A 23,523-nucleotide genomic window follows, 5' to 3' on the forward strand; every position below is an offset into this window, starting at 1 on the left:
GATTGCTATTGAGCAAGCGCCAAAGTCTTGTTGATGGCCGTAACGACTGCGGGCCGCGCCGAGACTTCTTCGTACCAGCGAGTCACGAACGGGAACTGGGCGAGAGATGCGCCGATTGCCTGGTGACGCCACACCCAGCCGAAATGTGCGATGTCGGCAATGCTGTACGTCTCACCAGCCACATAAGGACGCTGCTCAAGGTTGTGGTTGAGCACCCCCAGCACTCGATCGACTTCCGATAAAGCACGCGCTTGGGCCTCAGCTTGCGGTGACGACTGCAGGTTGACCAGGAACGCCTGCAGGAACGCGGGGCTCAGGCCGGACGCGTGGAAGAAGAGTTGTTCGAATACCTTGCCGCGATGAATGCCATCCTTCGCAAGCAGTTGCCCGGTTTTCTCTGCGAGGTAGACCAGGATGGCGGCGGACTCGCCGAGCACCACATCGTTGACGCCTGGCTCGGAGGAACGGTCAATAAGCACGGGCACTTTGGCGTTGGGATTCAAGGCTCGGAAGGCTTCGCTCTTCTGTTCCCCCTGACGCAAATTGACGGGGACGAGCCGGTAGTCCAGCCCCAGCTCTTCCAGCGCGATGGAGACCTTGAGGCTGTTGGGCGTGGCAAAGGCAAATACTTCAAACATGGTCATGTCCTCTTTCATTCAATTGACGAACCAGCCGCCCAGGCCAGTCGTCAGACTTGGGCCTGCCCTCCATCGACGAAGAGCTCCGTACCCGCGATGCAAGCTGCGTCGGAGGAAGTTGGGTGAGACAAATCTATGGCCATGCGCTATTTTCCGAAATAGAAATGAATGAAAACCATCGTTGCAGGAATGTCATGTCGAAGCTGCCAGATTTCGAAGGGCTCGCGATGTTCGGGAAGGTCGCCGAAGAAGGTTCATTTGCCGCGGCGGCGGCAGCCATGGGTGTCTCGGTCGCGACGGTCTCGCGGGCCGTTACCCGCCTTGAAGAGCGGTTGGGAGGTCGATTGTTCAACCGTACCTCCCGACGACTTGCACTCACGGACTATGGCCGCTCGCTCGCCGATCGAGCGGCAAAAATCTACGCGGAGGCCGAGGAGGCTGAAGATTTCGCACGTGAGACATCGAGTCGACCACGTGGTCTCGTAAAGCTCGCAGTGCCGCTCTCCTTTGGCGCGCGCTGGGTCGCCCCGTTGCTGCCCGAGTTCTTTCGGACCTATCCGGACATTTCCATCGATCTTCATTCTGCGGACGCGCAAGCTGACTTGATTGGCGAGGGCTTTGACGCCGCCCTGCGCATCGCGGTGATGGAAGATTCGTCACTCGTCGCCCGCCTCATTGCACCGGTGCGCCGGTTCGTGGTGGCGTCCCCTGACTATCTGTCTCGCTACGGTCGCCCCCAGCACCCGAACGAGCTGGATGCTCACCAGTGCCTGAGTTACATCAACAGGAATAGACGTGACGTCTGGCGCTTTATGCACACAAAGAGCGCTGAGGAATGCACTGTTGTGCCCGTCGGCGGGCTCCGGGCAACGAGCGTGGAGGCATTGTTACCTACCGTCCTTGCCGGACAGGCCATCACCGAGATCCCCGAGTTCATCGCGACGCAGTATTTCCGAGACAAGCAGCTTGAGCCGCTGTTGACCGATTGGCGTTTGCCTGAAGGGGGTCTTTATTTCGTCACACCCACGGCTCGTGCACGGCCAGCGAAGGTTAGCGCCTTGGCAGAGTTCTTTACCTCCAGACTCGCCACGGCGCAATGGAGAGCCGAGACGGTCCTGGAACAGAAGCCATCAAACCGGCGCAGACGGTGAAAATGACGGGCGGAGTGAATGGCCCGCTCCGGCAGCGTTCGGAGCAATAGCGCACCTCGTTAACGTCGGTGAACTGGAGGAAATGGTCTCTGCATTGCTGACCTATGCCAGCCTTTGTCAAAGACTGTTAACGGGCCAGCCCCAGCCGTTCGTGCCACTCGGCGATGGATTCTTCCGGGTAGACCTCGAACAGCTGATCCTTGGGATGTGCCTCGACTTCGACCCACGGGGCTTTTGAACCGAGCATCAGGTGCGTGTGTTCCGGCGGCACCGGCAGCGGGGTGTCGATGGCCGAAGCGAAGGGGTGAATCAACTCGGGCCATTCAGGGCTGAACAGCCACAAGCCAGTGCCGCAGAGCGAGCAGAAGTGCCGTTCGGCGCTGCTGCTGTGGGCACGTCGGGCACCGTCATCCTTGAGGCGGGCGTGATAGATCGCGATGTGTTTGCGGCCACGGACTTTCAGGCTGTTCGCCTCGCCGCCGAGGTTGATCGCATAGCCGCCCGCGCCCTGGGTCTTGCGGCAGATCGAGCAGTAACAGCGTTGATAAGGGTAGGGGTGGGCACTGCTCAGACTGAACGACACCGCGCCGCAATGGCAGGAACCTTCGAGCTGCATGGGAGACCTCCAACAGGTCTGCGGATCTTCCGGAACAGCGTAGCTGTTCAGCCATATTTCAGTCCTTGGTATCAGCCGCTGCGGGTCGCTGCGCTCCAATGCGAACCGAGCCTGCAGCGGCCGGTTCGCCTGGTTGAGGATTCTGGCCTCTTAATGGGTTTTTTTCGCTGCCTCGAGCCGGTCCTCGCGTTTTTCCTGTTCATTGCGGAACAGCTTGTCGGCGTTTTTTTTCTGAACGTCGGAAAACGTGCCATACAGAGCGCTAAACGCCGTTGCAAGCTTCTGCATATTGTCCGCGTGCAATTGGGCTAATTTGGCATAAGTCACCATCGCGTCATCGGCACTCAACGCTGGCAGCTTTTCCGCACGCTCCAGAAAGGCAGTATCGGCGTTGTGAGCGTTGTCGCGTATGGTTTGCGCATAGGCATCCCATTGAGCTGACTGCTTGTCGGTGATTTTCAGCTTGGCGTGCAGTTCGTGGATTTTCTTCTCGACAACGTCTACGTGCTTTTTGGCATGAGTGGCAGTCGTCTGTGACGGTGCGGCAGTACTGCTCGCTGCCGTTGTCTGTGCCGAGACAGAAGTGGTGAGGAATGCCAGCATCAACGCTGCCGGCATAGCCGCTTTAAGTACGAAGTTGTTCATGTCTTTATATCCGGATTGAGTTGTCGAATTGACGACCGTTGCAGGGGATATATCAGTGCGAGCGGCGGTCGCTCGGGTTTCATGCGGCTAGGGAGCTTAATAGCCGGGTGGAGGATATCCATTGGAGTTGTACGTGTTGGGATAGTAGTACCTGACCCCCGGTGGTGGCGGCGGAGGGGGTTCCCGGTAAATCACGGCGGGCGGCGCCCGTACCGCACCCGCGGCCACTGCTCCCAAGACTGCGCCAACAAGTATCGCCCCTAAATCGTCGCTGCCTCCACCGCGATAGTCACCGCCACGGCCGCCGCGATAGTCACGATGGCTATCACGATTATCATGGCCACCACGATAGTCGCGATGGTAAACCTGCCGGCCGTAGCCCTCGCGTTGATTGTCGTGCTGCGCCAGTACCGGTAGCGCGGCAGCTGTCGCCATAACAGCGACGAGCATCACTGCCAGTCGTCGATATAAAGGTATTTGCGAATGCTGAGTCATGAGTCGTGCCTCCTTGAATGAGGGAATCACTGAACCCCACCGTCCACTGGATGAGCAGGAGGATCGCACCGTCCTGATTTGGCAGTGATCTACCTCACGCCAGGTTAACTCCGCTGCCCGCGCGGGTCTGTTCGGTAGCGCACTCTGCGCCCGGCACAAAGCGACTGACGCAGACGTGCTGGGGGACAGCGCTCTGACCTCACGCAACGGCCGCACTATAATTAACCTGTTGATGACACGAGAGAGGGTCTAGCTATGAAAACTCACTCCTTCCAGCATTACTCTCATGATCTGGGAGTCGCTGTTCACGACGCGTGGATTACGACGCGGGTGAGGTCGGCCCTGGCATTTTCAGAACCGACTCTCAGCCTGCATGTCAATGTCAAAACCCATGCCGGTACAGTGGCGTTGAGCGGCCGCGTTAACACCCATAAAGAGTGCGAACGGGTGGTAGAGCTCGCCCGTTCGGTGAATGGCGTCAACGAAATCGATGCCAAAGACCTGCTGACTCATGTGTTCACTCCAGGGCATCTCCCTGAAGCACCCAACGCTGAAGAGAACACCGAGTATCGGCCGCCATCGTCGGAAAAAAAGATGGATGACAAATGATGCTGACAACCGTGTGAGCGCCGCGCTCCTGGTTGGGAAACGGGAGCGGGGCGCGGAGCGTTAGATCGAAAGGCTCTGCGCTCATGCAAAAGTACAAGGCACTCGTTTTCACTTACTCGGCTGTCTGTGGGTGCCGAGCAGATAGTTCTTCTTCCCCTCGGAATGAACCTGAATAGCCTCACTAAGGCTTCGGTGTAGAAGCTTGTCATGATGAAATAGCTGCCAGCTTTTGCTATAAGCAACGCCTGATCTGGAGCAGAACATGAAAAAATCCGCAGTACTGACCTTTGCCTTAGTGCTTAACGCAGGGTTGTTGAGCACGCAAGCAGAAGCGGCCGGCGATGCTGAAGCAGGTCAGAAACTGTTTAGCCGAATTTGCGGCGGATGCCATCAAACAGGTGTTTCAGCACGGGGGTCTTTTGGGCCGCAGCTCAATGCCATTTTCGGGCGTCGTGCCGGGAGCACTACGGACTACCAGTACTCGTCCTCGATGAAATCATCGGGCGTCGTCTGGACCCGCGAAACACTGACCGCGTACATCAAGGATCCAAAAGAAGTGGTACCCGGAACCCGGATGATTTTCTGGGGTATCAGCGATCCGGAAAAGATCGAAAACCTGTTGGCCTACCTTCAGACATTTCAGCCGCAGTAATCTGTCATTCAAAAAAAACCGCTGAACCGGTAACGGTCAGCGGTTTCTTTGCGTGCCGCTTTTATTGGCGACACACAAGGCTCGACGATTACGATCGAGTTAGCTGCCCGGTGCGAAGACGGCAACGCAACCATTACAGCCACCGTCCTTGGCGTTGAGCGGCAGGAAGACGTGATTGTTTTTCTCGCTGACTGCAACCGAATGCGGGTTGCCGCCGGGCAGCTTTATACGTTGGACGAGCGAGTTGGATTTCGCGTCGATGACACCGAGTTCCGGGCCGTCCGGCATACCGCGCGAAGCGGTGTAATATTGCTTGAGCTTCGGATTGTAGGCGACCATGTCGGCGGCACCGAGGCCAGGAATGACCTTGACCACCGAGCCGTCAGTTTTCATGACGACGAATACCGGCGGCAGGCCGCTATCCTTAACGCCGGCGTTGCAACCTAACAGCAGGTTTGCGCCAGGCCCTTGCACCAGTCCGTTGGGATGGCAGTCATTGACTGGCAATAGTTTCTCGACCTTGCCGCTGTCCGGGTTGATGACGGCGACGGCACCCTTGGCCTTATCCTTCTTCAATTCCGGAATCGAAACATAGAACCTTTTCGTCGCTACGTCGTAGACGGCCTGCTCGATCCCGTCCGTAGCGTCCTCCAAGGGAATCTTGGCCACGACTTTGTGGCCCGGCTTGGTCGAGATCAGCGTCAGGAACGGCGGCTCGTCGGCATTGTTGGCGGCAATCACAACGTGCGCCTTCGGATCGTAGGCCATCTCGTCAACCCGGGCTTTTCCGCCGGTTGAAATTGTATCGATGACTTTTTTCGTCTTGAGGTCGATGATCTTCAGCGTGCTGTCGCCGTCGCCGGCCCACAACTCCCCGCCAACGACAACGATGCCGTTCGGGCCGGACACGTCGTTGCTCTTTAATTGCCCAGCGAATCCGCCGGGCAAGCGGTCGACCATCTTGCCGCTAGTGCCATCGAACACGTCGACAGCCTTGTTGCTTCTATCGGCCAAATAGTAACGGTTGCTCGCCTGATCGACGTAGCTGATGTCGAAGCCGTTGAGAGGTTCACCCGGAACCTCCAATGTGCCGATCTGTTTCAGTTCAGCGGCGTTGACTGAAGTGGCGAGACTCAAAGCCAATATCACAGCCGCGGAACCCAACAATTTTCGCTGCACCATAGGTTTTCTCCTGAGGTCTTCGGATATTTTTGTTTTTGTTCGCTTCCAGTAAGCCGCCCCGGCCAACCGGGACGCCTGACTTCTTCGCATCCGTCCATGGCGCCTCGATGTCGCTCGCCAGACGACCTCCTGAACTCCCTCAATCGCCGAGTGAATTTCAACTGCCGTATTTACAATGTCAATACTTATGGTCGGGCTCGGATATGGATTCAACAATGAGACGGTCGTCTTTTATCAGACTCAACCGTCTACTTCAGAGTGCCCTAGCGACCGCAAAACACCGCTGGTCTACGTTCAGCAAATGCCGCGAGCCCCTCATCGAAGTCGCTGCTCTCACACGCTTGTCGACGCAGTTCCGCGATCTGTTCCATCGCCTGGACGGGCATCGGTTGCAGGTCTTCGAGGATGCGCAACTGTTCCTTGACCGCCGCAATGGCCAGCGGCGCTTTGCCGGCAATCGTGCGTGCCAGTTCAAGCGCAGTCGCCTCCAGCGCATCGCTGTCGACCAGCCGATTCACCACACCGAAGCGTTCAGCGCGCTCTGCATCGAGCTTCTGCGCGCCGAAAAACATTTCCTTCAGCACGTGAATTGGCAGGTTGTTGAAGAAGCGCAGCAGCCCACTGGTTGTGTAGGGTAAACCGATGTTTGCCGGAGTCATCGAAAAGCTTGCGTTGCGATCGGCGACGACCAGGTCGCAACTCATCACCAGGTCGACCGCACCGCCCCACACCGAGCCGGAGACCATGGCAATCACCACGCCGGGGTAGGCGCGGATACGGCGCAACACTTTTTCGAGTGGCTTGCCGTAGGCAATCGGATCGTGGTCGTGTTGCAGTTCGCGGATGTCGTGGCCGGCGCTCCAGACGGGCTGGCCGACTTCGCTACCGAGTATCACCACCGGTATGCGCTGTGACGCCAGTGCGGCGAGGCTTTCGTCGAGGGCCGTCAGCAGTTGTGCACTGAGGGCGTTGCGGTGGGTGGGGTTGCTGAAGACCAGCCGACCGATTTGTTCATCGACAATGTTGACGGTCACGGTGGCGGAAGAGGTTTGTGTCGGGGTCATTGGGCGGTTCCTGTTGATTGCTCGGTAGCCATTGCTGGCGAATCGTTGGTGTCCTGGTACACGGCCTTCGCGGCCAGCAGTGCGTTGATCGACGCGGCGTCGAAACCGGCCTCGCGCAGGACCTCGAGGGTGTGTTCACCGAGGAGCGGCGGTGGTCGCTGGCTGACGCCAGGCGCAGGTTCTGCTGCGTCGGTTGCGCTGAACACCGGGGTCACTACCTGACGCAGTGCGCCGAGTGTCGGGTGCATGAGTGTCCTGGTCAGTTGGCTATGCAGCACCTGCGGGTCGTCGAACACTTCGTCGAGTGTATTGATCGGGCCGGCGGGCAAGCCTGCCTCGATGAACAGTTCGGTCCACGCGTGTTTGCTGCGGGTTTTCAAACGGCTTTCCAGGATGGTTTTCAACTCGTCACGTCGCTCGACCCGGGCTTCATTGGTCGCGAAGCGCGGGTCGTCCGGCAGTGTCGGTAAATCGAGCAGCGTGCATAAGCGTCCCCACATGGCCGAGGTGATCGGCGCCAGATTGAGCGGGCCATCCAGCGTCTGGAACACCCCGTATGGCGCAATGACGGAATGGGCGTTGCCGGTGCGGCGGGGGACATCGCCGAGGCTGAGGTAGCGTTGACCGTGCACGCTTAACAGCCCGACCAGGCTGGCCAGCAACGAGGTGCTGACGTGCTGGCCGTGCCCGGTGCGTTCGCGCTCCAGCAGGGCGGCCAATACCGCCGTCACCAGCCACATGCCCGAGGTCAGGTCGCCGATGGCCGTGCCGGTGCGGGTCGGATCGCCATCGACGAACCCCGTCAGGCTCATCAGCCCCGAGTAGCCTTGGGCGATCTGGTCGAAACCCGGCCAACTGCTCATCGGCCCGTCGCTGCCAAAGGCGTTGATGCTGCCCATGATCAGCCGCGGATTGCGTGCGCTGAGCACGTCATAGCTCAGGCCCATGCTATCGAGGGTCCCGGGTTTGAAGTTTTCGATCAGCACGTCGGCATCATCGATCAGCCGCCGGATCGTGGCCAACCCCTGGGGATTGCGGAAGTCGATGCACATGCCGCGTTTATTGCGATTGCACGATAGATAGTAGGTGCTCACGCCCCGGTCGAACGGGCCCCAGGTCCGGCTCATGTCGCCGGTCGGGCCGGGTTCGATCTTGATCACATCGGCGCCGAGGTCCGCCAGCACCATGGTGCAGAACGGCCCCGACAGCGCACGGCTCAGGTCGACGATCTTCACGCCTTGCAAAGCTTGCATACGGTTCTCCAGTGAATGTTTGAGCGCTGCTGTTTTATTGCGGCAACGGCTGATTACGGGTTTCGACGGCAAACGGCAGGATCAGAATGCCGGCCACGAAGGCTGCGGCGGTCCAGGCAATCGGTGCGCCCAGCGAGCCATGCCAGTGGATCGCCGCGGCCAGCAGGAAGTTGACGCCCGCGCCGATGAAGCGGCCGACCGATGCGTTGAAAGCAAAAGCCGTGGCGCGAATCCGGGTTGGATACTGCTCGGGCAGCCAGAGTGAGAAAATCGCAAAATTGCCGCCGAAGAAGCCAAGGAACACCAGCGACACCATGAACAGATGCAGGCCGTCGTCCATGTAGAACACCCAGCCGAACGCGAACACAATCGACGTGGCCATGCCGGCGAAGTAGATGCCCAGCGCAACCCGTCGCCCAAGCCGTTCGGCCAGCCAGGGCGCGACGAGGCAGCCGAGGATGGTGCTGAGCGACAGCACCGCCGCGCCAATGGACGCCAGATGAACCGCCCCGACGTGGTCGATGCCGGCGCGGGTCGCCAGTGTCACGACGGCCGTCGCTTCGTAAACCGAGCCTGCCCACAAGCCGACGATGGCAACCCCGACCAGGGCAGAGCTGGTCAGCGTGCGGCGGCGAAAGGCCGGGGCGAAGATTTCCCACCACGAGGTGCGTGCAGAAGTGGTTGGCGAGTGGGAACGTTCGATGTGGTGCGCCGCCTTGTGCGTCTGGGCAGGCTCTTTGACTTTCAATGCGGTGTAGATCGCCACCGCTGCCGGTGCGAGGCCGCACAGAAACATCACGCGCCAACCGTAGGTTGCGCCTACGGTGTAGTTCAGCAACGCGGCAATGAAAAAGCCGAAGTAGTAGCCCGTTTGCAGGTAGCCCGCGCCCATCTTGCGCCGGTCTTCCGGCCAGCTCTCGGCCACGTAGGTGCCGGCCAGTGCCCACTCGCCACCGACACCGATCCCGGCAATCAGCCGAAACGCCGCTAACTGCCAAATGTTCTCCGAGAACGCCGCCGCCCCGGTAAACAGCGAGTAGACCAGAATGCTGGCTGCCAGCATCTTCACCCGGCCAAAGCGGTCGGCGAGCGGCCCCCAGATAAACGACAGGCCCCAACCGATCAGAAACAGCCCGAACAAGACAGAACCGTACATGGCGATGTTGGCGGGGGTTGGGGTAATGCCCGAGTTGGGCAGCAACTCGGACATGGCAGGAATCAACACCAGGGCGAAAATCACCGAGTCCACGCCGTCCAGCACCCATCCCAGGTAGACGGTCCAGAAGCCGCGAATCTGCTCGCGGGTCAGGGGCGTTTTGATCGGCTTCACGCTCGTTGCTGATGCGGTTAATGCTCTAGACATTAAGATCTCCCATTGACCTTGATCAGGCCTATTGAGGCGCTGCGAGGCTGTGGCAGCCGTCAGCGCTTCGTTTATTGTGAAATCAGTCTAGGCAGCGCATGCCATAAGCAACAAATATGAAATTCCTTTGGTCCTATCGGAATATTGTATAGAGTCAAATTCTTTGGGAACCCCCTCATGGACCTGCGCCAGTTGCGGTATTTCATCAAAGTGGTTGAGTGCGGCAACATCACCCGCGCCAGTGAAGCGCTGCATATTGCGCAGCCCGCCATCAGCCAGCAGATGCGCAACCTGGAACTGGATATGGACATGCAACTGCTCGAGCGCAGCGTGCATGGCGTGGTTCCCACGGCGGCCGGGCAGACGCTTTACCGGCATGCCATCGAACTGCTGCGCCAGGCCGATGGCACCCAGGAGCTACTGCGTCAGGACGCCGAATTCCCGCAGGGCAAGGTCTCGGTCGGCATGCCGTCGAGTACGGCTCGCATGTTGGCGATTCCGCTCGCTCGGACCATTCGCAGTCGCTATCCGGGGATCAAGCTGGAGTTGATCGATGCGCCGAGTGCCGATCTCGGCCGCCTGATCACGGTGGGGCGGGTGGCGCTCGCGGTGAATGTCGATGTGGTCGAAACCCGTGGGATGATCTCGCAGCGACTGCTCACCGAAACGCTGTACCTGATTGCGTGGCCGGAATTTTCCTTACCCGATGGGCCGGTGACGATCGACGCCCTGGCGAAGATGCCGCTGGTGCTGCCCTGTGCACCGAACACGATTCGCAGCCGAGTCGAGTCGGCATTGCAGGAGGCCGGCCTGCACTGCGAGGTCGAGTTCGAAGCCAACTCCACGGACTTGTTGTTCTCAGCCGTTCTGGCAAAGCTGGGTGTCACGATCCTGCCTTGGGCGGCTGCCCATGTTGAACTGGATCAGCATAAGCTCAAGCTGGCCAGGATCGATCATCGGCTGTTCACGCGTGAGCTCTCCCTGTGTTGGCCTGACACCGCCGTGCAAAGCAACGCGGTGCAAAAGGTCAAGGCGACCATTTTCGAACTGTTCGAGGCGTTTGGACGGCACCCGGGGTGGGCGGACGGACACTGAGCACATCCAGTCAGTCGGATAGAAGGCATTGCCGAGGGCTTCAGGCAGGTCGCCAGCAGGAAGTGACTACCGCATTGCAATGCAATCAAAGCATAGGGCTTTCGATGTAGAAACTTTTATCAAATATCTCAATATTCTGACTCGCTGCCACCGCTTGCCCCATCCGTTTGGCACGTACAATTTTACGTGGCGCTTTCGGTTTGGTGGTTTCGGCGAACCAGCTCTTTGCTTTCGGTATGGCTGACCAATTGATCTGTTGAGCGTTTGCCGGGCTGTTGCTGTCCATGGCCAGCTTTAACAGGTGAGTATTGATGCTTCGCACGATGGCGATCACTTCATCCTCGATGGTTAATAGCAATCTGTATTCAATGTCAGTAAGCCCCAGGCGATAATATTCCTCGGTTTTCTTCAGGGTGTTCTTGTCAGCTTTTTTGTCGGCCATGTTTTTTAACATGGATATCGCCATGTCAATGTATAGGCGAATGTTGGTGAGTGACGCGCAGGGGGCGGCGCTGGTTGGGGAAAGTGTTTGTATGTGGACGACCCTGTGAACGATATCAATGACTTTGTCGGGTCCGAGATTGATGGCTTGTGGTAACCATCTGGTGTTGCGGCACGTATCGACGCATCGGCTCAAAAGATCACTGACCATAGGGTCGTACTCACCCAGTTGTTTACCCTTTTGAAGAAAGTTATCTTTCAGTCCCAGATTGTTGAAGTGTGCGGCGTCCATGCTTCCCCATCCCGTGACTTGCAAGTCAGCGGGTGTTTGGGAGTCCAGTTCCAGTTTTCCGCGTTTAGAGTCTCGTACACCGGTATCTACCTGATGTGTTGCGTGGTCGGTAATGACTGACGTGGGCTCGAAAGTTTCCCCATGGATCGTCGACATGTAGTCGCACGTCACTTCGACGTAAAAGCAAAACAGGAAAAAGTGGCGGATTCGCTCCGCTGAATGCCGCCGTAGCGCGTCATCAAGCGTGCCACTTTCAAGCGGAGCATATTCCGCGCGATCACTGGCTTTCCTTTTACCCATGTCAATCTCCTGGCTGATGCAGTGATCGCAAGAAATGAATAGTGTGTCGCAGTCTTTCGCAGGTCGCTCACATCCGCGCTAGAGCCTGGGCCAGGTCGGCGCGCAGGTCTTCGACATCCTCGACACCCACTGACAAACGCACCAGCGCATCGCCGATGCCGAGCTGCGCGCGGGTTTCTGCGGGGATGCTGGCGTGGGTCATGATTGCCGGGTGCTCGATCAGACTTTCCACTCCGCCCAGGCTCTCGGCCAAGGCAAAGATCTGCACACTCTCGAGGAAACGCTTGGTGCCGGCCAGGTCGCTGTTCAGGTCGAGGGAAATCATCCCGCCGAAACCGCGCATCTGCCGCCGCGCCAGTTCGTGCTGCGGGTGTGACGACAGGCCCGGATAATAGACGCGCGCCACCTGCGGCTGAAGCTCCAGCCATTGCGCCAGCTTCAGCGCGTTGCTGCAGTGGCGTTCCATGCGCAGCGCCAGGGTTTTCACTCCGCGCAGGGTGAGAAACGCGTCGAACGGCCCGGCGATAGCACCCACCGCGTTCTGCAGGAAGCCCAGGCGCTCGCGCAGTTCTGCATTCTGCCCGACCACCGCGATGCCGCCGATTACGTCGGAGTGACCGTTCAGGTACTTGGTCGTCGAGTGCAGCACGATATCGAAGCCCAGCTCCAGCGGGCGCTGTATCCACGGGCTGGCAAAGGTGTTGTCGGCCACACAGATGATGCCCCGCTCGCGACAGATGCGCGCGATGGTGGCGAGGTCAGTGAGGCGCAGCAAGGGATTGCTCGGCGTCTCGACCATGACCATTCGCGTGTCGTCCTGCAGGGCCGCTTCGAATGCCGCCAGGTCAGTCAGATCGACGAAGCTGAAGCGATGCCCGGCGCTGCGTTGGCGCACTTTGTCGAACAGGCGGAAAGTGCCGCCATACAGGTCATTGCCGGAGACGATGTGCGCGCCGGCGTCGAGCAGTTCGAGCACAGTGGAGATCGTCGCCAGCCCGGAAGCGAAGGCGAATGCCTGGGTACCGCCCTCGAGGTCCGCCACGCAACGCTCCAGCGCCCAGCGTGTCGGGTTGTGCGAGCGCCCATAGTCGAGGCCCTTGTGGACACCGGGGCTCTGCTGCAAGTAGGTGGAGTTGGCGTAAATCGGCGGCATCAATGCCCCGGTGGAAGGGTCCGGCACCTGTCCGGCATGGATCACACGGGTGGCGAAGGCGCGTGGCGGGGCAGTTTCATCGTGCTGACTCATGCGAGGGATCTCCGCAAGTGATTGAGCATGTCGACGCGGGTAATCAGGCCGTAAAAGCCCGAGGCGTCGGCAATGATCGCCACCAGCCCACGGTCGAGTTCCGCCTGCAGTTTAGCCAGGCTGGCGCCGGGAGGCAGGGTTTCCAGTTTGTCGGTCATCGCGCTGGCCACGGTCGCACGGAAGTGCGAAGCGTCTTCATGCACGTCAAGCAGAATATCGGACTCGTCGATCACGCCGATCAGTCGCTGTCCGCCCACCAGCACCGGCAGTTGCGACACATCAGCCAGGCGCATGCGCTGGAAGGCGGTGAGCAGCGTATCGTCCGGGCCGACGCTGATTACCCGGCCATCCTCGAAGCGCCGCGCGATCAGGTCGCGCAGATCGCCGTAGCGCTTGCGCGCAAGCAGGCCCTGATCAGTCATCCACTGGTCGTTGTAGATCTTCGACAGGTAACGGGTGCCGGTATCGCAGACGAAGCTGACCACCCGTTTCGGTTCGGTTTGCTCGCGACAGTAGCGCAGTGCCGCCGCCAGCAAGGTGCCGGTCGAAGAGCCGCCGAGAATGCCTTCGGCGCGCAGCAGTTGGCGGGCGTGATCGAAGCTTTCCTCGTCGCTGATCGAGTAGGCGTGGCGCACGCTGGAAAGGTCGGCAATCGATGGAATGAAGTCTTCGCCGATACCTTCCACCGCCCACGAACCGGGTGTGCCGAGGGTGCCGCTGCGGCTGTATTCGGCCATCACCGAGCCGACCGGGTCGGCCAGCACCATTTCCAGGTCCGGCTGCACGCGGCGGAAGAAGCGGGTCAGCCCGGTCAGCGTGCCGGCCGAACCGACGCCGACGACGATGGCATCCAGATCATGCTGAGTCTGCGCCCAGATCTCCGGAGCGGTGCTGCATTCGTGGGCCAGCGGGTTGGCCGGGTTGTTGAACTGATCGGCGAAGAAGGCCTCGGGAATTTCCTGCGCCAGCCGCGCGGCAACGTCCTGGTAATACTCGGGATGGCCCTTGCCGACGTCGGAGCGCGTGATGTGCACTTCGGCGCCCATCGCCTTGAGGTGCAGGACCTTCTCGGTGGACATCTTGTCCGGCACCACCAACACCACCCGGTAACCCTTGGCGCGGCCGACCAGGGCCAGGCCGAGGCCAGTGTTGCCGGCGGTGGCCTCGACGATAGTGCCGCCGGGTCGCAGGCGGCCGTCGCGCTCGGCGGCGTCGATCATCGCCAGGCCGATGCGATCCTTGATCGAACCGCCGGGGTTCTGCGATTCGAGCTTGAGGAACAGCGTGCACGGGCCGGTATCGAAGCGGCTGACGCGCACCAGCGGCGTATTGCCGATCAGTTCGAGCACGGCGGGGCGGGAGTCGTTCGGCATGTCGTCATCTCGCTGCGGGAATTAGCACTGGATGGACCGCAACCTGCGGCCAGTCAAGCGCGCGAGTCGCAGGCAATGTCTCGCATGAAACATAGGCCGGGATTGTGCTGCCCGCAACTTTACGCAGCCAACCGGTAGCGTCGCCGCCGAAACGACTCAGCGACTGCTGTCCTGCAACATATGCTCGTTTACGTGTTAGCGTTAACCCGCGATTTTTTTTGCAAGCTCAGCGACATGTTTACCCTGGAAGCGCGCAATATCCAGTTCATTTTGTGACGGTTGCCGTTTCCCGTCGGCGCCTGCCAGCGTCGTCGCGCCATAGGGTGTACCGCCGGTGATCTCGCTCATGTTGGTCAGCCCTGAGCATGTGTAAGGCACACCCACGATGACCATCCCCTGATGCAAGAGTGTGCTGTGGAACGACGTAATAGTGGTTTCCTGGCCACCATGCTGAGTACCCGTCGACGCAAAAACACTGCCGATCTTCCCGACGAGGGCACCACTCATCCACAGTCCGCCGGTCTGGTCGAGAAACGTGCGCATCTGTCCGGCCATATTGCCAAAGCGCGTCGGTGTACCAAAGATGATGGCGTCGTAATTGGCAAGCTCGTCAGGTGCAGCCACCGGTGCCTTCTGGTCAAGCTTGACGCCGATGGCTGCTGCCTGTTCGGCCGGGATGGTTTCAGCGACACGCTTGATCGTCACATCGGTGCCGGGTACGGATTGTGCGCCTTCGGCCACTGCGCTAGCCATCGTTTCAAGGTGACCGTACATTGAGTAATAGAGAACAAGTACCTTCGCCATGATTTTTGTCCTGGGTTAAGAGCCACTCGATGGATTAGGAAGATCTCGGACTACACCACCGTCAACGAACAGCAGTGGCAGGTGTAGGGCTTGGTCACGAACAAAAACGCAGCTCAGCCCCACCACACTGTAGAGACTTCGACGTCATGCGGATTTAACCCTAGCAGCTCTGTTTGCTGTCTGCTGCCAGACAGAGACGCTTTTATTGCTCCTCCCCATCACCGCCATTTATCAAGCCTTCCACGCGCTCCATGAGGGTGACTTGCGCATCGTGCGCCAGAGCGCCATCGACACCTTGTTGGGGGCGCTGGTTCCGCCGCATCTATTAGCTCACGCCAGCGGACTACCGCAAGCGCTGCTCAAACCTTCCTGTCGTGTTCGATAATTTGCACGGATCTTGCAGAATAATTTACAAACACCTTGATCTGTAACCCTTCTACCCGCGGAGTCGTTGAACATGCCGTTACGCTTGAAGTTAGCCCTAAGCTACCTGTTGATCGGTTTGATCCCGGTTCTGGGCATGGCCTTTACGGTCTATCAACAAGCCAGTACGGCCCTGCGCGAGCAGACGCTGAACGCCCTCGAGGCGGTTGCCCATATCAAACAGCAGCAATTGCTGGATAACTGGCAGGAGCGGCGCAACCAGATCAGCACCCTGGCCAGTAACCTGAGCAACAACTATCAGGGACTGGACGACTCTGCGTTGATCAGTACCGCCCATTACGACCGCCCGATGTTTCAACACTTCATCAGCACCTTTGGTTACCGCGAGCTGAAACTGATCATGCCCAATGGCACCGTCATGCTCAGTCTGCAGAGCGACAGTGACGAAAAGCACAACCTCAGCGAAGACAGCCTGCGCGATACCTCGCTGGCGCGTCTGGTCAAGCAAAGCCGCGATAGCGGCAAACCATTGATCAGCGACCTGCAGTACAACCCGTTGAGCAAGGAGCCGACCCAGTATCTGGCGACCCCCGTCATGTCGAACGGTGAGCTGCAAATGACTCTGGTTCTGGAGTTACCCATTGCTCCGCTCAATAACGTGATGCAAACCCGCCAGGGCCTGGGTGAAAAAGGCGAAACCTACCTGGTCGGCAACGATGCCGGCCTGCGTTCGGACTCGGCACGCTTCCCGGAACGCCAGGTCAACCGCAGCCTCAATGCGCAAGTCGGCCTCACTGGCAGTGCCGTCGGCAATGCCCTCGCGGGCCAACAAGGACGCATCGCCGAACCGGGGCTGGACGGCAATAGTGCACTGAAAGTATTTGTCCCCGTCGCCTTCGATGACAACCACTGGGCCTTGATCGCCGAAATGGATCAGGCCCAGGCGTTCGCCCCGGTGCGCCAGCTGATGTGGCAAGTCTTGCTGCTGGGCTTGCTGACCGTCGCCGCCGTTGTCATCGCCACCTGGTTGGTCAGCCGCAGTGTGATGCGTCCGCTGGGTGGCGAACCGAGTAATATGACGGTACTGGCCCGTCGCTTGGCCGCAGGCGAGCTGAACTTGCCGACCGAGCAACGACAACAGGCCGGCTTGATGCTGGCCCTGCATGAAATGGCGCAGGCCTGGCGCGATGTGATTGAGCGTCTGCGCCAATCCAGCGAGGACGTTGGTCAGGCCAGCAGCGAAATTCTAAGCGCTGCCGGGCAAACCAGCGAACGCCTCGACCTGCAGCAAGAGTCGCTGGAAATGGTTGTCAGCGCCGTCGAGCAAATGTCCTGTACCGTGCAGGAAATTGCCCGCAACGCCGCCGACAGTGCACACGGCAGCACCGCCGCACGGGGTGCCTTTGGCGAGATGCAAGGCACCTTGCAACAGATGATCGGCCAGCAGGGACGCTTGCTGAACGACATCGGCCGGGCCGGCAGCGTGGTCGACACCCTGACCAGCGACGCCCTGAAAATCGGCACCGTGCTCGCGGTGATCCGCGGAATTGCCGAACAAACCAATCTGCTGGCACTCAACGCCGCTATCGAAGCTGCGCGCGCCGGGGAACAAGGTCGTGGCTTTGCTGTGGTCGCCGACGAGGTGCGCAACCTTGCCCAACGCACCAGCAGCGCCACCGAAGAAATCGTTGCCATCACCAACACCTTGCAAAGCTCTTCCACCGAAGCCCTGCAGGCGATGCAGGCCTCGGCCGAACAAGCACAGACGCTGGAACGTGAAACCCAGGTCGTGCTGACCTCGTTCAGCCAGTTGGACAATTCCCTGCAAGGCGTGCACGCCCTTGCCGTGCAGATCGCCGTCGCTGCGAACGAACAGGCGGGGACCACGCAGGAAGTGAATCAGCATATGCACCGCTTGCACGACATGACTCGCGACAACCGGCGGAATGCGGCGCATACCCGCAGCAGCGGTGAGCACCTGCAGCAGGTAGCCAACAACCAGCAAGCCCTGGTGCTGCGCTTCCGCCTATAGCCCAATGCGCGTAAGTTTCGCCACCAGAAAATCAATAAACGCCCGAGTCTTCTGCGGGACCCGACGTGCCGACGAGTAGACCGCGTTGATGGTGATCGGCGGGGCCTGCCATTCGCACAACACCGCCACCAGCCGGCCTGCTGCGAGAGCGTCTTCGACAATGAAATTCGGCAGCAGGGCGATGCCCATGCCGGCCTCGGCGGCCTGGGCCAGCAGGTCGCCATTGTTGGCGTGCAGGGGGCCGGTGACGTGTACGCGCTGCGTCTCCTGGCCGTTGCTCAGTTGCAGGCTGACGCCGCTCTGCAGATAGCCGTAATTCAAGCATTGGTGTGCGCTCAGGTCCTTTGGCGATTGCGGTGTACCCGCGCGCTCAAGATAGGCAGGGGAGGCGACCATGATCCGCGGAGCGGGGGCCAACAGGCGGGCCACCAGGGAGGAGTCCGGCATGCTCGCGATGCGGATGGTCACATCGAAGCCGCCGCGTACCGGGTCGACCTGCTGGTCACTCAGGACCAGTTGCAGCTCAATGTTCGGGTGCTGTTCATGAAACAACGGGATCAGCGGCCCCAGCCGACGCAGACCGAACGACATCGGCGCGTTGACCCGCAGCACGCCGCGTAGTTCGCCAATTCCGTTACGGGCACGTTGCTCGGCTTCGTCCACGGACGCGATCACTTCACGGGCTGCTTCGTAGTACTCCGCGCCAGCCTCGGTCAGGTGCAGGCTGCGTGTCGTGCGCTGCAGCAGTTGCACACCGATGGCCTCTTCCAGTGCCTGAATTTGTTTGCTGACTTTTGAGCGTGGCACATCCATCGCTCGGGCTGCGGCGGCGAAGCCGTTTGCTCCGACGGTGGCGACAAAAGCCCGCATGCATTCAATCCGATCCAAGACTGTCCCTATTTTGGAAATAATGATTATGCATTTTAGGTAATTGTTTCGGTTTTATCCAGAAACTACATTAGGTTCCAAGCCGGTAGCACACAGTCTCCAACCGGAGTACGCACCGAGCTTTGCAGTCCAAAGAACTCATCCATCCAGAACACCGACATCAAAAGGAACACGCCATGTCCATTCGTGAATTGCTCAACCCAAGCAACTCCGCTCTGATCCTGATCGACCACCAGCCGCAAATGTCGTTCGGCGTGCAATCGATCGACCGTCAGACCTTGAAGAACAACACCGTTGCATTGGCCAAAGCCGCGAAGATTTTCAACGTGCCGACCATTTTGACGTCGGTCGAAACCGAAAGCTTCAGCGGCTACATCTGGCCGGAATTGCTCAGTGTGTTTCCGGACCAGAAGCCCATCGAGCGCACCTCGATGAACTCCTGGGAAGACAAAAAACTGGTGGAGGCGGTGAAGGCCACCGGTCGCAAGAAACTGATCATGGCTGCACTGTGGACTGAAGTGTGCTTGAACTTCCCGGCGCTGGAAGCACTGGCCGAAGGTTACGAGGTGTACATCGTCACCGACGCATCGGGCGGCACGAGCAAGGAAGCTCACGACATGTCGGTGCAGCGGATGATCCAGGCCGGCGCGGTGCCGGTGACCTGGCAACAAGTGTTGCTCGAGTACCAGCGTGACTGGGCACACAAAGAGACTTACGACGCAGTCATGGGTCTGGTGCTGGAACACAGTGGTGCCTACGGCATGGGCGTGGATTACGCCTACACCATGGTGCACAAGGCGCCGCAACGTCAGGTCAAGTGAGTCGCGGGAAAATTCAGATGCTCAACGGCGCAGTTCGCTGCGCCGTCACTGCCAGGGGCTATGGTCGGAGAGTCAATCATGAACATCGAATTGTCGGAAGGCGTGGTCACGCTGCTGGTGCGCCATCGGGTCAAAAAGGGCGGGGATGAGGCGTACGAAAACTGGTTGCGTCGCACCATCGCCAAGGCGCGTACCTATCCGGGGCATCTGGGCATTGATGTGGTGCGCGGGCAAAGCCAGGGGCTGGCTCAATTCACCAGTGTGCTGCGCTTCGCCACGACCGAACAATTGCAGTATTGGCTTGACTCCGAGGACCGCCGCACGCTGGTGGAAGAGGTGCAGCCATTGCTTGCCGATGGCGACCAGACCGAGGTCAATGCCGACCATGAGTTCTGGTTTACTCCGATCGATGCAACTGCGCCGCCGCCACCGCGCTGGAAACAGGCCTGCGTGACCTTTCTGGTCATCCTGCCCCTGAGCTTTTTGGTGCCGATGCTGTTCAAACCGCTGTTTGGCTGGATGCCCTGGCTGGGTGGCTACGTGCAAGGCAATGTGCTGATCACGGCCAGCATTGTGCTGCTGGTGGTCTATGTGTTCATGCCACGGGTGACCCGGCTGTTCGGGAAATGGCTACAGCCAGGATCGGGCTCATGAATGAGGCCCTCGACCCAGCAGTAGAGATGTTCCTGCTGGGTGCCGCGCCTCACTGAGCGTCCGCATGTTCTCGTTTTGCGTGACGTTTTCAACACTAAGCCAGGTACCGCCGGAACCAATCCAGCGTCCTGCTCCATGCAAGCCTGGCGGCGGCTTCATCGTATCGAGGCGTGGAGTCGTTGTGGAAACCATGGTTAACACCGGGGTAGATGTAGGCTTCGTAAGTCTTTCCGGCAGCTTTCAATGCCTTCTCATAGGCGGGCCATCCTTCATTAATGCGCGTATCCAGTTCGGCGTAGTGGAGCAGCAGAGGCGCCTGAATCCGGGTGACCTCTTCAGCCTTTGGCTGACGGCCATAAAACGACACTGCGGCACCCAGCTCTGGGTAGGCCACGGCCGCGGCATTGGCGACGCCACCGCCATAACAGAACCCGATGATGCCGACTTTTCCAGTGGTCGAGTCATGCTTCATCAGCCACTCGATGGCGGCGAAAAAGTCATTCATGAGCTTTTCAGGATCGACGGTCTGCTGTAGCTCCTGACCCTTCTCATCGTTGCCGGGATAACCTCCGACCGACGTCAGGCCATCGGGAGCCAGGGCGATGAATCCCGCCTTGGCCAGCCGCCGGGCGACATCCTCGATGTAAGGGTTGAGCCCACGATTTTCATGTACGACCACCACCGCCGGCACCTTGCCGGCAGCTTTCGCCGGGCGTACCCGATAGCCACGGACTTGCCCGTGTCCCTTGGGTGAGGGATAGGTGATGTACTCGGCGATGATGTCCGGGTCGGTAAATTCCACTTGCTCGGCGAGCGTATAATTCGGACTCAGGGCGGCGAGGAGTGCGCTGGCCGTCAAACCGCCTAACGTGAACAACGCCGCACGATCCAGAAACTCTCGCCGGTTGATCGTGCCATGGGCGTAGTAGTCATAGAGCTCCAGCAGTTCAGGGGCAAAATCTTTCGCCGTGAGACGGTTCATCCGTGCGCTCCTTTTGAATCATCCGGGTTGCCCTGCCGGCATTGAACGGCAAGGGCTGGAGTTGAATCATTAAAGCAGTCTTTGGCACCTTGGAAGATTGATCCTCCCGAGTGGTATTGCAGAGGGCCGACAGGTGCTCGTGCGCGCAAAAAAGGACCGCTACACGACGCGGCAACAACTACTGTGAATGCCGCTTGCCTGGCCATTCGATATCAGAGAAGCTCCGCCCCAGCCTCTATCTCGGGGTGAGTTAGCCGTATGATCGAATGGTTTAGGGAAGAGTTGAATGACACTCAGGGTGATGGTGATCGGTGGCTACGGAAATTTCGGCAGCATCGTTTGCCGACATTTAGTTGTGATGCCAGGCGTATCTCTGGTGGTTACGGGGCGCGATCCACACAAGTTGTTGCGCAAAGTCGATGAGTTGAAAGCTCAATCGGGCACAGCCTGTGAAAGCTGGTGCGGCGATGCCATGGGCACTGCGTTCAAATCCGCCTTGGGCGCGATGGGTATTCAGTTGGTCATCCATACCGGTGGTCCGTTTCAGGGGCAGTCCTATGCAGTGGCGCAGGGCTGCATCGATGCGGGCGTGAACTACTGCGACCTGTCTGACTGCCGTACCTTCGTCACCGGTATTGGAGCGCTCGACGCACGAGCCAAGCATGCGGGAGTGGCTATCCTCAGCGGTTGCAGTTCGGTGCCGACGCTATCGGCAGCAATAATCGATGAACACCGGTATCGCTTTAACCGTATTGACTTGATCGAACACGGTATTTCATCTTCAGCCAAGATGCCGGGACTGTCGACCGTCGAAGGCGTACTCGCCTACGCAGGTAAACCGATCAAGCAACTCAAGAATGGACAGGTGCACGAAGTATTGGGCTGGCAGGACCTGACGCTTCGCAAGCTGCAACAGCTGGGCACTCGGGTCCTGGCCAATGTCGACGTGCCGGACATGGATATCTTCGCCCACCGTTATGGCGCCCAGACCCTGAGCTTCAAAGCAGGCTCGGGCCTGAAGCTCGGTGGTGTGGCTAACTACCTGCTCGCTCAGGCTCTGAGAGTAGGGCTGGTTCGAGACCATGCGCCATGGGCTGCCAGGTTGCATCGCTGGGGGCAGCGGTTCGAACGATTCGGCGATGGCAAAAGCGCAATGTACATCGACGTCCAGGGCATCGATGTTGACGCAAAGCCGCTGTCCATGACGGTGCAACTGACGGCTATCAATGACAAGGGCCCAGAAATCCCTAGCTGCGCAGCTGTCGCCCTAGCCGCAAAAATCGTCCAGGGGTACTTGCCCGAGCCCGGTGCGCGCGCCTGCGTGGGCGAGATCACCGTCGATGAATACATGGCAGCGATTAACGATCCGGCGAATCTGCATTTGTCCGTACACTTTTCTGACGAGCAGAGCTGACCATGCTCTATCTGTGCCTGAAGTACATCCACGTCATCGCCGCCATTTTCCTGTTCGGATTCGGCATGGGGTCTTACCTCTACTTGATCGCCGCGAGCCGCACGGGCAACCCTCAAGTGATCGCGCACGTGGCCAGAATGGTGGTGCGGTTCGACACCTGGATTACCACACCGGCAGGCTTCATTCAGATCTTGACGGGCTACCTGCTGGTGAGGCTTGCCGGACTTCCACTGACCACGGAATGGGTTCTGACGTCGCTGATCATCTTCCTGTGTGTGGGTTCGCTTTGGCTTCCGGTGCTGGTGCTTCAGAAGCGGTTGCACGTGATGGCCTTGAGTGCGGTTGAGGCGGGGGTGGGGCTTGATGATGAGTACAAGTCCGTTTACAGGAAATGGTTCTGGATGGGGGTTCTGGGTTTTTTGGGGATGTTTGTGATTGTGATGATTATGGTGACGAAGATGACGCCCAGGTACTTGATTGAAGTGTTGGGGTAGGAGGGTGGGGTACGCTGTGCCGATTTTCGTAACGAGTTCATGAGGCCCTCTTCTGCTCGGGCAGGGCGGGTTTAATCGCCCTGCCTTTGTCCCAGTCATGCAGGATTAGAACGTCCAGTGTTCCGCTGATCATGAGCCCAGCCCAGCCCTGGGCTTCACTGTGAACAAGCCTTTTCACATCTGTGGAGGCCAGTTATGCGTTTCGGCCTGACACTCCTTGCACCAGGCGTACAGCGCGTCATACATGATCAAGCCGTGTGAAAGCATTTCATGGTCGTCGGCAAAGCGCTGCGACAGTCCCAGTGAAATCGCGTAGAGCCCAGCCGATTGTGGCGTCAGGTCGAGGCGGGAAGTATCTGCCCCGCGCACTATTTTGGCCAAATGCTGCAAGGCAGGATCACTGAGCTGATACTTCTTCAGGAACGCATCAAAGCTGCACAGCTCACCTACGTGGGAAAGCTCAACGCCCGGAATGTCGTAAGGCGTTGCATCTTTTTCAGCGGCAATCCGCAGAACCTCTCTGCTGGGCACGTACAAAAACTCGGCCTTGGGATCGATAAAACGAGTGATCAGCCAAGGACAGGCAATCCGGTCGATCTTGGGTCGTTCACGGGTAATCCACCTCATGGAACACC

Annotated in this window: 23 protein-coding genes and 1 pseudogene; 10 read left to right on the forward strand and 14 right to left on the reverse strand. The window is 59.2% G+C overall.

The genetic code is table 11. The features are described from left to right. Positions 1-5 precede the first annotated feature (5 nt). Positions 6-644, reverse strand: a complete 639-nt coding sequence (locus AC1RKH_RS02005; protein WP_493060886.1) for a glutathione S-transferase family protein — start codon at positions 642-644, stop codon at positions 6-8. 188 nt (positions 645-832) lie between these two features. Between AC1RKH_RS02005 and AC1RKH_RS02010 the strand changes: the two genes are divergently transcribed. After that, positions 833-1,789 carry a LysR family transcriptional regulator gene (locus AC1RKH_RS02010; RefSeq protein ID WP_493061368.1) on the forward strand — a complete coding sequence of 319 codons (957 nt, stop codon included), beginning with the start codon at positions 833-835 and terminating at the stop codon, positions 1,787-1,789. Positions 1,790-1,916: 127 nt separating this feature from the next. Here the strand turns inward: AC1RKH_RS02010 and AC1RKH_RS02015 are convergent, their stop codons facing one another. Continuing rightward, positions 1,917-2,405, reverse strand: a complete 489-nt coding sequence (locus AC1RKH_RS02015; RefSeq protein WP_493060887.1) for a GFA family protein — start codon at positions 2,403-2,405, stop codon at positions 1,917-1,919. A gap of 150 nt (positions 2,406-2,555) precedes the next feature. Beyond that, positions 2,556-3,050: a Spy/CpxP family protein refolding chaperone gene (locus AC1RKH_RS02020; RefSeq protein WP_493060888.1), complete on the reverse strand. Its 495-nt coding sequence runs from the start codon at positions 3,048-3,050 to the stop codon at positions 2,556-2,558. Positions 3,051-3,800: 750 nt separating this feature from the next. On the opposite strand from AC1RKH_RS02020, the gene AC1RKH_RS02025 reads away from it, so the two are divergent. Further along, complete coding sequence (locus tag AC1RKH_RS02025; RefSeq protein ID WP_493060889.1) at positions 3,801-4,154, forward strand: BON domain-containing protein; 354 nt, start codon at positions 3,801-3,803, stop codon at positions 4,152-4,154. A gap of 262 nt (positions 4,155-4,416) precedes the next feature. Then, positions 4,417-4,806 carry a c-type cytochrome gene (locus AC1RKH_RS02030; protein WP_493060890.1) on the forward strand — a complete coding sequence of 130 codons (390 nt, stop codon included), beginning with the start codon at positions 4,417-4,419 and terminating at the stop codon, positions 4,804-4,806. Positions 4,807-4,905: 99 nt separating this feature from the next. Here AC1RKH_RS02030 and AC1RKH_RS02035 read toward each other — a convergent pair whose 3' ends face one another. The 4 genes from AC1RKH_RS02035 to AC1RKH_RS02050 all read right to left on the reverse strand — a co-directional run bounded on the left by AC1RKH_RS02035 (position 4,906) and on the right by AC1RKH_RS02050 (position 9,635). Next, positions 4,906-5,988 (reverse strand): YncE family protein, encoded by a 1,083-nt coding sequence (locus tag AC1RKH_RS02035; protein ID WP_493060891.1) that lies wholly within the window; start codon positions 5,986-5,988, stop codon positions 4,906-4,908. A gap of 263 nt (positions 5,989-6,251) precedes the next feature. Continuing rightward, entirely contained in the window at positions 6,252-7,052 is an 801-nt protein-coding gene (gene scpB, locus AC1RKH_RS02040) for a methylmalonyl-CoA decarboxylase (RefSeq protein ID WP_493060892.1), read from the reverse strand. Beyond that, entirely contained in the window at positions 7,049-8,305 is a 1,257-nt protein-coding gene (locus tag AC1RKH_RS02045) for a CaiB/BaiF CoA transferase family protein (RefSeq protein ID WP_493060893.1), read from the reverse strand. The genes scpB and AC1RKH_RS02045 overlap by 4 nt, the downstream gene beginning before the upstream one ends. A 34-nt stretch (positions 8,306-8,339) precedes the next feature. Beyond that, positions 8,340-9,635, reverse strand: coding sequence for an MFS transporter (locus AC1RKH_RS02050; protein ID WP_493060894.1), 1,296 nt, complete (start codon positions 9,633-9,635; stop codon positions 8,340-8,342). A gap of 210 nt (positions 9,636-9,845) precedes the next feature. Here AC1RKH_RS02050 and AC1RKH_RS02055 point away from each other — a divergent pair, with 210 nt between their 5' ends. Next, the gene (locus tag AC1RKH_RS02055) at positions 9,846-10,763 is read left to right on the forward strand and encodes a LysR substrate-binding domain-containing protein (RefSeq protein ID WP_493060895.1); all 918 of its coding nucleotides are present in this window, start codon (positions 9,846-9,848) and stop codon (positions 10,761-10,763) included. An 85-nt stretch (positions 10,764-10,848) separates the two neighbouring features. On the opposite strand, the gene AC1RKH_RS02060 is transcribed toward AC1RKH_RS02055, so the two are convergent. The 4 genes from AC1RKH_RS02060 to wrbA all read right to left on the reverse strand — a co-directional run bounded on the left by AC1RKH_RS02060 (position 10,849) and on the right by wrbA (position 15,219). Beyond that, complete coding sequence (locus AC1RKH_RS02060; RefSeq protein WP_493060896.1) at positions 10,849-11,796, reverse strand: hypothetical protein; 948 nt, start codon at positions 11,794-11,796, stop codon at positions 10,849-10,851. Positions 11,797-11,863: 67 nt separating this feature from the next. After that, a complete protein-coding gene (locus AC1RKH_RS02065) occupies positions 11,864-13,042 on the reverse strand; it encodes a trans-sulfuration enzyme family protein (RefSeq protein ID WP_493060897.1) in 1,179 nt (392 codons plus the stop codon). Beyond that, positions 13,039-14,415, reverse strand: a complete 1,377-nt coding sequence (locus tag AC1RKH_RS02070) for a pyridoxal-phosphate dependent enzyme (RefSeq protein ID WP_493060898.1) — start codon at positions 14,413-14,415, stop codon at positions 13,039-13,041. The genes AC1RKH_RS02065 and AC1RKH_RS02070 overlap by 4 nt, the downstream gene beginning before the upstream one ends. Positions 14,416-14,616: 201 nt before the next feature. Then, positions 14,617-15,219, reverse strand: coding sequence for an NAD(P)H:quinone oxidoreductase (gene wrbA / locus AC1RKH_RS02075; protein WP_123425325.1), 603 nt, complete (start codon positions 15,217-15,219; stop codon positions 14,617-14,619). A 220-nt stretch (positions 15,220-15,439) separates the two neighbouring features. Here wrbA and AC1RKH_RS02080 point away from each other — a divergent pair. Both AC1RKH_RS02080 and AC1RKH_RS02085 read left to right on the forward strand, forming a co-directional pair. Continuing rightward, positions 15,440-15,529: pseudogene (locus AC1RKH_RS02080) on the forward strand (AraC family transcriptional regulator); the annotation flags it as partial. Between the two features lie 147 nt (positions 15,530-15,676). Then, complete coding sequence (locus AC1RKH_RS02085; RefSeq protein WP_493060899.1) at positions 15,677-17,635, forward strand: methyl-accepting chemotaxis protein; 1,959 nt, start codon at positions 15,677-15,679, stop codon at positions 17,633-17,635. Here the strand turns inward: AC1RKH_RS02085 and AC1RKH_RS02090 are convergent. Further along, complete coding sequence (locus AC1RKH_RS02090) at positions 17,630-18,523, reverse strand: LysR family transcriptional regulator (RefSeq protein WP_493060900.1); 894 nt, start codon at positions 18,521-18,523, stop codon at positions 17,630-17,632. The genes AC1RKH_RS02085 and AC1RKH_RS02090 overlap by 6 nt on opposite strands. 176 nt (positions 18,524-18,699) lie before the next feature. Here AC1RKH_RS02090 and AC1RKH_RS02095 point away from each other — a divergent pair, with 176 nt between their 5' ends. Together AC1RKH_RS02095 and AC1RKH_RS02100 are read left to right on the forward strand one after the other, a co-directional pair. Beyond that, positions 18,700-19,344: a hydrolase gene (locus AC1RKH_RS02095; protein ID WP_493060901.1), complete on the forward strand. Its 645-nt coding sequence runs from the start codon at positions 18,700-18,702 to the stop codon at positions 19,342-19,344. 78 nt (positions 19,345-19,422) lie between these two features. Beyond that, positions 19,423-19,998 carry an antibiotic biosynthesis monooxygenase gene (locus AC1RKH_RS02100; protein ID WP_493060902.1) on the forward strand — a complete coding sequence of 192 codons (576 nt, stop codon included), beginning with the start codon at positions 19,423-19,425 and terminating at the stop codon, positions 19,996-19,998. A 94-nt stretch (positions 19,999-20,092) separates the two neighbouring features. Here AC1RKH_RS02100 and yghX read toward each other — a convergent pair whose 3' ends face one another. After that, positions 20,093-20,980 (reverse strand): YghX family hydrolase, encoded by an 888-nt coding sequence (gene yghX / locus AC1RKH_RS02105; protein ID WP_493060903.1) that lies wholly within the window; start codon positions 20,978-20,980, stop codon positions 20,093-20,095. A gap of 286 nt (positions 20,981-21,266) precedes the next feature. Between yghX and AC1RKH_RS02110 the strand changes: the two genes are divergently transcribed. Further along, on the forward strand, positions 21,267-22,394 hold the full coding sequence (locus tag AC1RKH_RS02110; protein ID WP_493060904.1) for a saccharopine dehydrogenase family protein: 1,128 nt from the start codon (positions 21,267-21,269) through the stop codon (positions 22,392-22,394). A gap of 2 nt (positions 22,395-22,396) precedes the next feature. After that, positions 22,397-22,888 (forward strand): DUF2269 family protein, encoded by a 492-nt coding sequence (locus AC1RKH_RS02115; protein ID WP_493060905.1) that lies wholly within the window; start codon positions 22,397-22,399, stop codon positions 22,886-22,888. 174 nt (positions 22,889-23,062) lie between these two features. Here AC1RKH_RS02115 and AC1RKH_RS02120 read toward each other — a convergent pair whose 3' ends face one another. Then, entirely contained in the window at positions 23,063-23,515 is a 453-nt protein-coding gene (locus tag AC1RKH_RS02120; protein WP_493060906.1) for a chromate resistance protein ChrB domain-containing protein, read from the reverse strand. Between the last annotated feature and the right edge of the window lie 8 nt (positions 23,516-23,523).

It is taken from the genome of Pseudomonas sp. GW822-FHT06B12 (assembly GCF_058799675.1).